Source organism: Enterobacter cloacae complex sp. CARB60 (assembly GCF_036487345.1).
GTDB lineage: Bacteria > Pseudomonadota > Gammaproteobacteria > Enterobacterales > Enterobacteriaceae > Enterobacter > Enterobacter asburiae_D.
Map to the genome: position 1 here is coordinate 3,523,565 of NZ_JAZKLC010000002.1, position 13,348 is coordinate 3,536,912.

The 13,348-nt window shown below is 61.2% G+C and carries 8 protein-coding genes; 3 read left to right on the plus strand and 5 right to left on the minus strand.

The window, feature by feature from the left end; translation table 11 throughout:
* The first annotated feature begins 58 nt into the window (after nucleotides 1-58).
* Nucleotides 59-1,180 carry a YbdK family carboxylate-amine ligase gene (locus V4835_RS18025; protein ID WP_331413100.1) on the plus strand — a complete coding sequence of 374 codons (1,122 nt, stop codon included), beginning with the start codon at nucleotides 59-61 and terminating at the stop codon, nucleotides 1,178-1,180.
* Here the strand turns inward: V4835_RS18025 and V4835_RS18030 are convergent.
* From V4835_RS18030 to V4835_RS18040, 3 genes are all read right to left on the minus strand, one after another.
* A complete protein-coding gene (locus tag V4835_RS18030; protein WP_331413101.1) occupies nucleotides 1,110-4,265 on the minus strand; it encodes an efflux RND transporter permease subunit in 3,156 nt (1,051 codons plus the stop codon). The genes V4835_RS18025 and V4835_RS18030 overlap by 71 nt on opposite strands.
* A 9-nt stretch (nucleotides 4,266-4,274) precedes the next feature.
* Complete coding sequence (locus V4835_RS18035) at nucleotides 4,275-5,339, minus strand: efflux RND transporter periplasmic adaptor subunit (protein ID WP_331413102.1); 1,065 nt, start codon at nucleotides 5,337-5,339, stop codon at nucleotides 4,275-4,277.
* A 106-nt stretch (nucleotides 5,340-5,445) separates the two neighbouring features.
* Nucleotides 5,446-8,154, minus strand: coding sequence for a cation-transporting P-type ATPase (locus tag V4835_RS18040; protein ID WP_331413104.1), 2,709 nt, complete (start codon nucleotides 8,152-8,154; stop codon nucleotides 5,446-5,448).
* Between the two features lie 477 nt (nucleotides 8,155-8,631).
* Here V4835_RS18040 and V4835_RS18045 point away from each other — a divergent pair, with 477 nt between their 5' ends.
* Nucleotides 8,632-8,880, plus strand: a complete 249-nt coding sequence (locus V4835_RS18045; protein ID WP_010428319.1) for a DUF1158 domain-containing protein — start codon at nucleotides 8,632-8,634, stop codon at nucleotides 8,878-8,880.
* On the opposite strand, the gene V4835_RS18050 is transcribed toward V4835_RS18045, so the two are convergent.
* Nucleotides 8,866-10,434 carry an alpha/beta hydrolase-fold protein gene (locus V4835_RS18050; RefSeq protein ID WP_331413106.1) on the minus strand — a complete coding sequence of 523 codons (1,569 nt, stop codon included), beginning with the start codon at nucleotides 10,432-10,434 and terminating at the stop codon, nucleotides 8,866-8,868. The genes V4835_RS18045 and V4835_RS18050 overlap by 15 nt on opposite strands.
* A gap of 123 nt (nucleotides 10,435-10,557) precedes the next feature.
* On the opposite strand from V4835_RS18050, the gene V4835_RS18055 reads away from it, so the two are divergent.
* The gene (locus V4835_RS18055) at nucleotides 10,558-12,702 is read left to right on the plus strand and encodes a TonB-dependent siderophore receptor (protein WP_331413107.1); all 2,145 of its coding nucleotides are present in this window, start codon (nucleotides 10,558-10,560) and stop codon (nucleotides 12,700-12,702) included.
* 294 nt (nucleotides 12,703-12,996) lie between these two features.
* Here V4835_RS18055 and V4835_RS18060 read toward each other — a convergent pair whose 3' ends face one another.
* Entirely contained in the window at nucleotides 12,997-13,338 is a 342-nt protein-coding gene (locus V4835_RS18060) for a RamA family antibiotic efflux transcriptional regulator (protein WP_063145255.1), read from the minus strand.
* Nucleotides 13,339-13,348 lie beyond the last annotated feature (10 nt).

Here is a 13,348-nt window from a genome sequence, read left to right on the forward strand (position 1 = left end):
GACGAGCGCGCCACACCCGTTGTCTATACTCAACACACAACAGACAACGGAGTGCGCCATGCCTTTACCCGATTTTAAGTCCTCTGAACCTTTCACCCTCGGCATCGAAATCGAACTGCAGGTGGTTAACCCGCCGGGCTACGATCTGAGCCAGGACTCCTCCGCGCTTATCGCCGCCGTCAAAGACGACATCAAAGGCGGCGAGGTCAAACACGACATCACCGAAAGCATGCTCGAAATCGCCACCGGCGTGTGCCAGAACATCGACCAGGCGGCGGCGCAGTTCTCGGTGATGCAGCAGAGCATCCTGCGCGCGGCGGCGGAGCAGCATATCCAGATCTGCGGCGGCGGGACGCACCCGTTCCAGAAGTGGCAGCGTCAGGAGGTGTGCGACGACGAGCGCTATAACGTCACGCTGGAGCGCTTTGGCTATCTGATTTTGCAGGCAACGGTGTTCGGCCAGCACGTGCACGTCGGCTGCCGGACCGGGGACGACGCGATTTACCTGCTGCACGGCCTGTCGCGCTTCGTGCCGCACTTTATCGCCCTGGCGGCCGCCTCGCCGTATATGCAGGGCACGGACACGAAGTTCTCCTCGTCGCGTCTCAACATTTTTTCGGGCTTCCCGGATAACGGCCAGATGCCGTGGGTCAACAGCTGGCAGGAGTTCGAGGGGCTGTTCCGCCGCCTGAGCGCCACCAGCATGATCGACAGCATTAAAGATCTGCACTGGGATATCCGCCCCAGCCCGCACTTCGGCACCGTGGAGGTGCGGGTGATGGATACGCCGCTGACGCTCGCCCACGCGATTAACATCGCCGGGCTTATTCAGGCGACGTCCCACTGGCTGCTGACCACGCGGCCCTATAAGCATCAGGAAAAAGATTTTCTGCTGTACCGCTTTAACCGTTTTCAGGCCTGTCGCTACGGGCTGGAGGGGATCCTGACGGACGTGCACACCGGCGAGCACAGGACCGTGGCGGAAGACATTGCGTGGCTGCTGGAGCAGGTTGCGCCGTCGGCCGAGAAGCTCGGCGCGACGAGCGCCATCAATGAAATTGCCCTGCTGTTAAAGCAGGGCAAGAGCGAGGCGCAGCGCATGCGGGAGTTTATCGCCGACGGCGGCTCGCTGATCTCTCTGGTTCAGAAGCACTGCGAGCTGTGGGCGACGAGTCCGTAAGGCCGTGGCCCCACTCGCGCAGGCGCTGGAACAGCACGAACAGCGCCGGGATAAACAGGATCCCCACCACGGTCGCCACCAGCATGCCGCTGAACACCGTGGTGCCGATGATGCGGCGGCTCTGGGCACCGGCCCCGGTCGCCAGCATCATGGGCAGGACGCCGATAATGAACGACACGGCGGTCATCATCACCGCGCGGAAGCGGCGCGAGGCCCCTTCCCGCGCGGCATCAACAATCGCCATCCCGTCCATGCGCCGCGCGCGGGCGAACTCCACGATAAGAATTGCGTTCTTGGCGGCAAGGGCTATCAATAGCACCAGACCAATTTGCACGTACACGTCGTTGGCGTATCCCGCCAACCACAGCCAGACCAGCGCCCCGCCGATGGCGAACAGCACCGAGAGCATCACGCTCGCCGGGAGCGTCCAGCTCTCGTACTGGGCGACGAGGAACAGCCACGCCATCACCACCGCCGCCAGCACGATCCACATCGCCTGATTGCCGGTCTGCTGCTCCTGATACGACATGCCGCTCCAGGCGTAGTCGTACCCCGCTGGCAAATTCTCCGCCAGAATCTCGCCCATCGCCGCCATCGCGGTGCTGCTGCTCACCCCAGACGCCGCCGAGCCGCTCACCGACACGGACGGGAACTGGTTGTACTGCTGCAGGAACGGCGCGCCGACGGTCGGCGTAATGGTGACCAGGTTGCTCAGGCGCACCCGCTCGCCGCTGTTGCTGCGCACGAACAGCTCGCTGATTTGCTCGGCGCGCTCGCGCCACTGCATTTCGTTTTGCATCACCACGTGGTAGACGCGGTTGTTGACGCTGAAATCCCCGGCGCGCGTGCCGCCAAAGGCGGTTTGCAGGCTGCTGAAGATGCGCGACACCGGCACGTCGAGGCGCGCGGCGCGCTCGCGGTCAACGGTGAGCGTCAGCTGCGGTACGTTGCTGCTCCAGGTGGTGAACACCCGGCTCAGCTGCGGGTGCTGGTTGGCTTTCGCCAGCACCTCACGCGTCACGCGCTCCAGCTCTGCCGGGCTCTGCCCTGCTTGCGCCTGGATGCGCAGGTCGAAGCCGGAGGCGTTGCCCAGTCCCGGCAGCGTCGGCGGGGCGAAGGTCATGATGGTCGCCTCCGGCAGGGCCAGCAGCTGGCGCTGCAGGGTACCCATCACCTCGTCCAGCGGCGGGCGCTCGCTCCAGTCTTTGAGCATGATGGAGATAAACCCGCCGTTGGAGGCGCTGGTGCCGTTGAGGATGTTAAACCCGGACACCTGAATCACGTCCTCCACCGCCGGGTTTTTTGCTATTAATTCGCGCGCCGTGGTCATTACCGCTTCGGTACGCTCCAGAGATGCGGCTTCCGGCAGCTGGACGCTGGCAAAGAAGTAGCCCTGGTCTTCCTGCGGCAGGAAGCCCTTTGGCATCGACGTAAAGCTGAACGCCACTACGGCAGCCGCGCCTGCGGTGGCCAGAAGCGCCAGCCACGGGCGCAGGTTTATGACGTTCACAATACGGGTGTAGAAACCGCGCGTGGCGTCCAGCCCGCGGTTAAAGGCGCGATAGACTGCCGCAGGTTTCTCCGGGCGCGGACGCAGCAGCATCGCGCACAGCGCGGGGGTCAGGGTCAGCGCTACAAGGCTTGAGAGCGTGACGGCGGTCGAGAGCGTTACCGCAAACTGGCGATACAGCTCGCCAACAATCCCCGGCAGGAGCGCCACCGGCACAAACACCGCCAGCAGCACCAGCGTCGTGGCAATGACCGGCCCGGCAATCTGGCGCAGCGCCAGCGCGGTCGCCGCCGTGCGGCTCTGCCCTTCCGCCATCAGCGTTTCGACGCTCTCCACCACCACGATGGCGTCATCCACCACCATCGTCAGCGCCAGAATGATGGCGAACAGGCTGAGGGTGTTGGCGGAGTAGCCGAGCGTGTAGAGCACCGCGAAGGTGCCCACCAGCGACACCGGAATGGCGAGCGCGACAATCAGCGTCGCGCGCCAGCTTTGCAGGAACAGGGAAACGACCACTACAACGGCCAGCATCGTCAGCGCCAGCGAGACGCCGATCTCCTTAATGGTGGCGGCAACAAAGGAGGTGGTATCGAACTTAACTTCATAAACCAGATCGTCCGGGAAGCGCATCGAGAGCCGTTCCAGCTCCGCGCGCACCGCATCGGCCACGCGCAGGGCGTTGGCGGACGGCGTCGGGTAGATGCCGAGGTAGGCGGAGTCGTGCCCGTTCAGCTGCGCGCCGGAGCTGTAGCTGCGCGAGCCAAGCTCGATGGTGGCGACGTCCTTCAGGCGCACCAGCTGGCCCATCTCGCCCGCGCGGATAATGATGTCGGCAAAGTCTTCGGCCTGGTTTAAGCGCCCCAGCCCGTTGATGGTCAGGGTCTGCTGCTGGCCGTTAAACACCGGCGGCGTGCCGACCTGGCCCGCCGCCCCCTGCACGTTCTGCTCGCGAAGCGCCTGCGCCACGTCGTCGGTGGTGACGTTCAGGGCGTTCATGCGGTCCGGACGCAGCCAGATGCGCATGCTGTAGTCGCGCGCGCCAAACATCTGCACCTGCCCGACGCCCGGCAGGCGAGACAGCGCCTCGCGCACCTGGGTGCTGGCGTAGTTGCTGACGAACAGCGGCGTATGGGTGTTGTTCGGTGAGTAAAGGCTTACCCCCATCATCAGGTTGGTGGCGCGCTTGCGCACCTGCACGCCGTTTTGCTGCGCCTCGGTCGGGAGCTGCGCCACGGCCTGCGCCACGCGGTTCTGCACGTCGATGGCGGCGAGGTCCGGATCGGTGCCCGCCGCAAAGGTAATGTTCAGGCTGTACGTGCCTTCATCCGAGCTGGTGGACTCCATATAGAGCATGTGATCCACGCCGTTCAGCTGAGTCTCCAGCGGCGTGGCGATGGCCTCCGCCACGTCAGCCGAGCTGGCGCCGGGCCAGCTGGCAGACACATTGACCACCGGCGGCGTGATCTGCGGGTACTGCTCCACCGGAATAATCCTCAGCGCGATGGCCCCCAGCAGGGTGATGACCAGCGCAATCACCATCGCGAAGCGCGGGCGTTTGATGAAAAACGTCAGCATGATGGCTCCTTAATTCAGTATCTGGACGGCAGCGCCGGGCTGCACGCGCTGCGCGCCGTCAGTAATCGCTCGCTCACCGGGCTTCACGCCGGAGGTAATCTGGAACTGCTGGCCAATCTGCCCGGCAATTTTCAGCGGGCGCATTTCGGCTTTGCCGTCGGCGTTAACCACCCAGGCAAAGAACCCGTCGCCGTTCTGCTGGACCGCGGCGGCGGGCAGGGTCAGGACCGGCTGCTCGCTGGCCGGGCGCAGGATCACGTTCACGTTGCCGCCGGGCAGGAGCTGATGGCGCGGGTTGGCGAACTCGGCGCGCAGCATCACGCTGGCGGTGCGCGGATCGATGCGGTTGTCCACGGACGTCAGCTCACCGCTGACGCGCTGGCCGTTGCTATCAATTAACGCCTGCCAGGCCTGCTTCATGGCGGTGATATCCGCATGCTGTCCGGCTTTGGTGGCAAACGCCCCCTCTTCCAGCGCAAAGGCGATGCGGATGGGGTCGAGCTGCACGACCTCCACCAGCACGCCGCTGGCAGGGTTGACCAGGCTGCCGACGTGGAACTGGCTGTGCCCCACGCGCCCGTCAATCGGCGAGGCGATGCGGGTGTAATTCAGGGTGACGCTGCGGGCGTCGAGCCGGGCTTTCGCCTGCTCCAGCGCGGCGCTGGCGACGTCCCGCTGCATCCGGGCGTTGTCCACGTCGTGACGGCTGATGGCGTTGCTGCTGCCCAGGCTTTCAAAGCGGGAAAGCTGCTGCTGCGCCTTGCGCAGCGTGGCTTCGGCGCTTCTCACCTCGGCCTGCGCGAGACGCAGGGCGGCGCGCGGTTCGGCGTCGTCCAGCTCAAACAGGACGTCGCCTTTTTTCACGTACTGCCCGTCGCGGAAGTGAATTTTGGTGATCACGCCTTCCGTACGCGCGCGCAGCTCAACGGTGTGGATAGCTTCGATGCGGCCCGGGATCTGGCGCTCGGCGGCGTGGGCGGTCTGCTCCACGGCGGCGACGCGAACGGGGATGGCGGCAGCGAATACGGGTTGCAGGGTGCAGGCGAGGAGCGCGAACAGGAGTGGGAGTTTCATTAAGAGGTACCTCAGTGTTTTCCCCTCACCCCGGCCCTCTCCCACAGGGAGAGGGAGGTCAGAGTCCCCTCTCCCTGTGGGAGAGGGTTAGGGTGAGGGCAAAAGGTTATGCAGCCTTACGGAACCTGCGGGTCAGTCGCTTCTCGATTTCGACGACGAAGAACATCACGCCCGCCACCGCCAGGGTCACGAACCAGTAGCGCAGCGGCAGCGCTTCGGTGCCGAACAGCATCTGCATAAACGGCAGGTAGATAATCGCCGCCTGGAGCAGGAACAGCACGCCCGTCACCAGCCAGATCCCTTTGTTCGCCAGCAGGCCGCGGTTCAGGGAGAACCCTTCGGTGTTGCGGCAGTTAATCATGTACACCCACTGGGCGCAGACCAGCATCTGCAGCAGCACGGTGCGGATGAACTCCGCGCTGTGGCCGCGCGGGGCCAGCCAGGCCTCCAGCGCAAAGGCGGCGATGGCAATCATGGTGCCGACGAAGGCCACGCGCCATACGGCGTAGGCGTCCATGACGTGCTGCCCGGTCTGACGCGGCGGACGGCGCATGATGTTGCGCTCGGCGGCCTCAAAGGCCAGGCCGAAGGAGAGCGTGGCGGAGGTGGCCATGTTCATCCACAGAATCAGCACCGGCGTCAGCGGAATGATGTTCCCCGCCAGCAGCGCAATCACAATCAGAAGCCCCTGCGCGAGGTTGGTCGGCATGATGAACAGGATGGTCTTCTTCAGGTTGTCGTAAACGCGACGCCCCTCTTTCACCGCGCTGGCGATGGTGGCGAAGTTATCGTCCGTCAGGACCATGTCCGCCGCCTCTTTGGTCACTTCCGTGCCCTTGATGCCCATCGCGATGCCCACGTCAGCCTGACGCAGCGCCGGGGCGTCGTTCACGCCGTCACCGGTCATGCCGACGATTTCACCTTTGTCCTGCAGCGCCTTCACCAGGCGCAGCTTATGCTCCGGGCTGGTACGGGCGAAGATGTCATACTTCACCGCCGCCTCCGCCAGCGCGGCGTCGTCCATTTTCTCCAGCTCGTAGCCGGTGACCGCCTGCTCGCTGTTGGCGATCCCCAGCATCTGGCCGATGCTCATCGCCGTCTGCGGGTGATCCCCGGTGATCATCTTCACGCGGATCCCCGCCTGCTGGCAGGCGTTAATCGCATCAATGGCTTCCGGACGCGGCGGATCCATCATCCCGGCGATGCCGAGGAAGATCAGGCCGTGGCTCAGGTCGTCATGCGTGAGTTCCTGCTCGCCGTTCGCCGGCTTGAACGCCGCGGCGACCATGCGCAGCCCCTGACGCGCATAGCGCTCCATCTCTGCTTCCCAGTACGCGTGGTTGAACGCTTCCGCACCGTTGCGGGTCTGCTGCTGGGCGCAGAGGGCGAAAATCACGTCCGGCGCACCGGTGATCAGGATCTGCTCCTCACCGCCAATCTGGTAGTGGGTGCTCATGTACTTGTACTGCGAGTCGAACGGGATCTTGTTAACCAGCGTGGTCATCACCGGCTCAAGGCTGGCCTTCGCCGCCAGCACCTTCAGCGCGCCCTCGGTTGGCCCACCGGTGATGCCCCACAGCCCGCGCTCGTCCTGAATCATCTGGCTGTCGTTGCAGAGGTCAACGGTGCGCAGGTACTGCTCCAGCACGGTGCCCGGCTGGATGTGCACCGGCTCGTCGCTGCCTTCCAGGTAGATGTTGCCTACCGGCTCGTAGCTGTTGCCGTCCACGCGGTAGCAGGCGTCTGCGGTGATGATGGCTTTCACCGTCATCTCGTTCATGGTCAGGGTGCCGGTTTTATCCGAGCACACCACGGTCATCGCTCCCAGGGTTTCAACCGTCGGCAGCTTGCGGATAATCGCCCGCTTGCGCGCCATCGCCTGCACGCCCAGGGAGAGGATGATGGAGATAATCGCCGGCAGACCTTCCGGCACGGAGGCCACCGCCAGGCTAATCAGGGAGAGCAGCAGCTCGCCCATCGGGATCTCGCGGAACACCAGGCTAAAGACAAACAGCGCGGCCATCATTGCCAGGATAATGGCGAAGATCGCTTTACCCAGCTTGTCCATCTGCACCAGCAGCGGCGTGCGGTGCTTTTCGATGCCCGCCATCATCTGGTTGATGTGGCCGAGTTCCGTATCCTTACCGGTCGCGGTGACCACGCCGACACCGCCGCCCGCGCTTACGGTCGTCCCGGAGAAGACCATATTGGTGCGGTCGCCCAGCGGCAGTTCGCCGCTCAGCGGATTAATGTGTTTATCCACCACGGTGGATTCACCGGTCAGAATCGCCTCTTCCACGCGTAAATTATGCGCCTCGATTAAACGCATATCCGCCGGAATACGATCCCCCGCGCGTAATACAATAATATCGCCCGGGACTATTTCAGTTGTGGGTATCGTTTCGTGGTTGCCGTTGCGAATAACGCGCGCCTCGCTGGAGAGCATATTGCGAATACTCTTCAGGGATTTTTCCGCGTTGCTTTCCTGAATATGGCCAATTAAGGCATTGATTACCGCGACGCCCAGAATAACCAGCGTATCGACCCAGTGGCCCATTACTGCCGTTAATACGGCGGCGGCCAGCAGGACATAAATCAGCACATCATTAAAATGGGCCAAAAAACGCAGCCAGGCGGGTTTACCTTTTTTCTCCGGCAGCGCGTTCGGACCTGATTTTTGCAGACGCGCCTGCGCCTCTGCACGATCCAGGCCGCTGGCCTGGCTCTGCGTGTGAGCAAGCACCTGCTCTACGGTCTGCTGGTATGCCAGCCCGCCGGAAGGCGGCATGTTTGGGGACAATTTTTTTTCGGTCATCGTATTTTTCCTTCAATATCCGGTGAACAGAAGCCTGAATTCCTTTCTGGCTTAAATAAATTCATTTTTAAGTCTTGCGGGTAAAATTGATCTGCCGCAATATAATGACTTCTCGGTTATTCAAAACTGATTAAAACTATTTCGATGGCCTGATTTTTACAAAATATTTCTAAACCAACGCTAAACGAGGGGGAACCATGTGGGGTATTTATCGCGGACGCCGACTGGTGTTATACGTTATCGCGGCCATTGTTATTGCTACGTTAATTGGATATAGCACCTATACATTTGTAAAATTATTTTCCTGATAAAGACGTTTATTTACATAACGCGATACTAATATGAATGTCGGGTCTTATTTTGTCATTTATTCGCAAATAATATCTTCGTTTTATTCAATAACGCCTGAGTCGCTGATATTGCTTTACGTTCCGGGATGCCGGACAATGACATTTTTAACTGACGATTAACATTACGATGAAACACCCGTTAGAATCGCTGCTTACGGCAGGAGGCATTTTATTGCTGGCCCTGATCTCCTGCCTGCTGTTACCCGCGCCGTCGCTGGGTCTGGTGCTGGCGCAGAAGCTGATGACGACCTTCCATATGGTCGATCTGAACCAGCTCTACACCATTCTGTTCTGCCTGTGGTTTTTAGCGCTCGGCGCCATCGAATTCTTCATCCTGCGTTTCGTCTGGCGCCGCTGGTTTTCACTGGCGTCGTAGGCCGGTGAAATCGCGCATGCCGTGGACCAGCGCTTCACACCAGGCCGCGTAGTCGTGACCGCTGGATGAGGGATGGAAGCTGACGCGATACCCTTTCTCCCTCAACGCCTGTTCGAAATCCTGCGTAGTGCGATAAATTCCCCCGCCCGGCCCCGTGGTTTCAAACTTTCCGGCCTGTAGCCAGAAGCGCACCGGATACGGCGGCGACTGCTGATACTGCCGCGTCAGCCAGCCGGGCTCCTCCCCTTTCGGTGCCCACCAGTACGAACCTGAAAGGCTCAGCACGTTACCAAACAGGCGCGGATAGCGCAGCGCCACCCACGATGAGGCAATGCCGCCGTAGCTCGACCCCGCCAGCACCGTTTTCCGCCGCTGCATCGCGATGCCCTGCCCGCGCAGCCAGGGCAGCAGCTCGTGCGCCATAAAGTCGGCGAAGTCCGGGTTCGGCGGCAGCTCGTTGCCGCGTCGGGCGTGATCGAGGCTGTCGATAAACACCACGTTAATCGGCGGAAGATGATGGCGGGCAATAAGACCGTCCAGCACGTTAGCGAAATGGTATTCGTCCTGATAAATCTGCCCGTCGAAGAGGATGAGCGTCCAGCGTGCAGGCTGCGCGCCGCGCGGTTTATAGATCATCACCTCGCGGGAATTACCGAGGATTTTGCTGGTGATGCTCTGGCGGCTTAACGATCCGTGGACCAGCGGCTGGGCCGTGGCCTGCACGGAGCAATAGCGCGCCGGGCTGAGATCGAGCAGCGAATAGCGGTTCCAGCGATCCGCCTTCTGTTCGCCAAAGGTATTCGGGTTGAGCGGATCGGCCTGAGCGCTCACCAGAATGGCGCGTCGCTGGTCGCGCGGAGAGCCATCAATCACCGGCACGTCCGGCGCAAGCTTGTACTGCATCACCGTGTCGGCGGGCACCACGTAGCTGCGAAACCAGACGTCGCTGTTGCCCAGGCGAAACAGCGGATCGTGATCCCCCGCCGGTGAGCCGAGAATAAAGACGTTATCCCGCGCACCGCGCCACAGGAAGGTGACGCGCTTGTGTTCTGCGTCTACCGGCTCCACCATCGGCGTTCCCTGCCGAATCTGCGTCTGCCAGAACGCGTCGGTACTCCCTCCGGCAGCAATCTCTTTTGCCAGCGCCTGAAGCGTCGGGCTTTCAGGCGCCAGCATCTGTACGCGCGGTAGCGCAGATGTCTCCTTCATCCGCCACTGAAAACGCCAGGGTTTACCCGCTTCGCCGTGCAGGACCAGCGAGGTGCTCTGCTTTACCGGCAGGGCAAACAGCAGCGCGTGTTCGCCATCGGCGGGCCCATTTTCAATCAGCGTACGAATGCGGCGGTTTTGCCCGTCCAGCAGGCGGGCATCCGTTACGCCGTTCAGCGTGGCTGAAACATAGTTTTCAGCAAGCTCCGGCAGCATAAAACAGACTTCACCGCTGGCATCAAACTTCCCCTGAACGTCTCCCTGCCGGGAAGAGTGTTCACAGGTTGCCGCCACCGCAGGCAGCACACCTATCCCGAGTAATAATCCGCTCCATACCCTCTTCATTACCGCTTGTTCCCCGACGAAATTTGTTACCAACGCTAATGCAAATGGTAATAATTTGCAATATCATCTAGCGCGTTTTAACGGTGTTTTTATGGCGATAGCAAACAAGGATGAGTAGAAAAAATGTTTAAGAATAATAAGATAATGCTGCTGTGGCTGCTGAGTCTGGCGACGACCAGCGTGGCGGCTCAGGCTGAAAATAGAGAAGAAACCATAACGGTGACGCAGAGCGTGAGTGAAGATCCCACCGCTCCGGTAAAAGGGATTGTGGCAACCCAAACGCTCTCCGCGACCAAGACACGCGCGGAGATCGTGAAAACGCCGCAGTCGGTATCGGTGATCACCCGCGATCAAATGCAGATGCAGGACGTGACCTCCGTCTCGCAGGCCCTGCGCTATTCGGCGGGCGTGTTTACCGAGTACCGCGGCTCGTCGAACCGTAACGATGAGGTGTTCGTGCGCGGCTTTAGCTATGTGCCGAAATTCCTCGACGGCCTGAGCTTCGGCGCTACGGCCTCGTCCCAGACGGGCACGATTGACCCGTGGCTGCTGGAGCGCGTGGAGCTGGTGCGTGGCCCGGCGTCGGTCCTGTTTGGTCAGGTCAATCCGGGCGGGTTAATCAGCATGACCAGCAAACGGCCGACCGCGGAATCCATCCATAACGTGCAGTTCCGCACCGGCAATAACGATCTGGCAGAAGGCGCGTTTGATTTCGGCGGCAGGCTGAGCGACGACGGCCGCGTGCTGTATCGCGTCAACGGTATCGCCCGTACCCAGCATAATCAGGTGGACGATTATAAAGAGACGCGGATGGCGATTGCGCCGGCCATCACCTGGTACCCGAACGACCTGACCCGCTTTACGCTGCTGACCAGCTACCAGAAGGATCCGGATGCGGGCTACCGTAACTTCCTGCCCGCCTACGGCACGGTCAAAAGCGTCGACGGGAAATACATCCCGCGCGACTTTAACGTCAGCGATCCGAATTACAATCAGTCCTGGCGCGAGCAGACGACGATCGGCTACGAGCTGGAGCATCAGTTCGCCGACGACCTCACCTTCCGCCAGAACGCGCGTTATGCCGCCATCAAACAGAAATACCGTTACCTCGTTTACGCCAGCAGCGCGGCCAACAGCACGGTATTAACGCGACGCGCGCAGCATGAAGAGCGCACCACCAACGAATTTGGCCTGGATAACCAGCTGGAGTACCTGCTGGAGACCGGCAGCGTCGGCCACACCCTGCTCGGCGGGTTCGACTACAAGACCAGCAAAGATAAGCAGCTGCTGGCACGCGGAAGCGGTTCACAGTATGACCTCGACTGGACGAACCCGGTGTACGGCGTGAACGTGGATGAAAGCACCTTCAAAACCGCCAGCGACGAGCAGCAAAATCTCGACCAGATGGGGCTGTATTTGCAGGATCAGATGAGCTGGAACAGCTGGGAATGGCTGGTCTCCGGGCGCTACGACTGGAGCGAAGTGCGAACTAACGACTTCACCGACGGCAGCGTTACCCAGCAGAACGACAGCAAATTCACCTGGCGAACCGGACTGCTCTACGCGTTCGACTCTGGCCTGTCGCCGTACGTCAGCTACAGCACCTCGTTTGAACCGAACCTGCAAACCAACCGCGCGCCGGGCGTTGCACCCTTCAAGCCAACCACCGGGGAGCAGACCGAGATTGGCCTGAAGTATCAGCCGGTCGACAGCACGCTGATGACCCTCGCGCTGTACGATTTAACCCAGGACAACGTGGCGACCTATAACAGCGCCGAAGGCTGGTTCGAGAACGCGGGCAAGGTGCGTTCGAAAGGCGTGGAGGCGGAAATCCACTCCACGCTGAAGGACAACATCAACCTGATTGGCTCGTATACCTACACCGATGCGAAAACCAAAAGCACGACGGTGGCGGGAACAGAAGGCAAAACGCCTGCGCGCATTCCGGCGCATATGGCATCGGCGTTTGCCAGCTATACCGTTCCGGGCGGCGCGCTGAAGAGCCTTACCGCGGGCGTGGGGATGCGCTACATCGGCACCAGCTACGGCGATGCGAAGAACACCTTCAAGGTGCCGTCGGTGGATCTGTATGACGCGATGCTGAGCTACGATCTGGGCGAGATGAACCGCAGCCTGAAAGGGGCGAGCGTGCAGTTCAACGTCAATAACGTGGCGGACACGAAGTATGTGGCGTCGTGCGCAAGCGATACGGCGTGCTTCTACGGGATTGGCCGTACGGTGACGGCAACGGTGAATTACCGGTGGTAAGCTATCTGTAGGCCAGGTAAGCGCAGCGCCACCGAGCAATTACGGGCACCGTGCCCACAAAAAAGCCGGGTGGCGGCTACGCCTTACCCGGCCTACGTTCGCACTGTCTGTAGGCACGGTAAGCGCAACGCCACCGGGCAACATACGGGCACTGTGCCCACAACCCCTTACCCGGTCTACGTTCGCACTGTCTGTAGGCCCGGTAAGCGCAGCGCCACCGGGCAACTTACGGGCACCGCGCCCACAAAAAAAGCCGGGTGGCGGCTACGCCTTACCCGGCCTACACGCGACATGTTAATGTGTCTGGCTATGGTTCTCTTTACGGTACGCACCCGGCGGCTGGTTGAACGTACGGGTAAAGATGCGGGTAAACGTCTGCTGCGAGTCAAACCCGTAGCGCAGGCAGATATCGTACACGCGAGCGTCGGATTCACGCAGGTCGCGCGCCGCCAGCAGCAGCTTGCGTTCACGGATATAGCGCCCCAGGCTCTCCCCTTTATACTGCATAAACAACCGCTGCAGGTGCCACTTCGAGTAACCCGCGTGGCGGGCAATATCCTCTATACGTAATGGCTGGTGCAGATTGTCGTCGATCCATTCGACGATAGTGTCGATGACTTGAGCGGAAATGGTCATACAGCTGTCC

Bases quoted from the DNA above. Each gene is read 5' to 3' on its own strand.
- V4835_RS18025 (WP_331413100.1), top strand. From the start codon at position 59: ATGCCTTTACCCGATTTTAAGTCCTCTGAACCTTTCACCCTCGGCATC.
- V4835_RS18030 (WP_331413101.1), bottom strand. From the start codon at position 4,265: ATGCTGACGTTTTTCATCAAACGCCCGCGCTTCGCGATGGTGATTGCG.
- V4835_RS18035 (WP_331413102.1), bottom strand. From the start codon at position 5,339: ATGAAACTCCCACTCCTGTTCGCGCTCCTCGCCTGCACCCTGCAACCC.
- V4835_RS18040 (WP_331413104.1), bottom strand. From the start codon at position 8,154: ATGACCGAAAAAAAATTGTCCCCAAACATGCCGCCTTCCGGCGGGCTG.
- V4835_RS18045 (WP_010428319.1), top strand. From the start codon at position 8,632: ATGAAACACCCGTTAGAATCGCTGCTTACGGCAGGAGGCATTTTATTG.
- V4835_RS18050 (WP_331413106.1), bottom strand. From the start codon at position 10,434: ATGAAGAGGGTATGGAGCGGATTATTACTCGGGATAGGTGTGCTGCCT.
- V4835_RS18055 (WP_331413107.1), top strand. From the start codon at position 10,558: ATGTTTAAGAATAATAAGATAATGCTGCTGTGGCTGCTGAGTCTGGCG.
- V4835_RS18060 (WP_063145255.1), bottom strand. From the start codon at position 13,338: ATGACCATTTCCGCTCAAGTCATCGACACTATCGTCGAATGGATCGAC.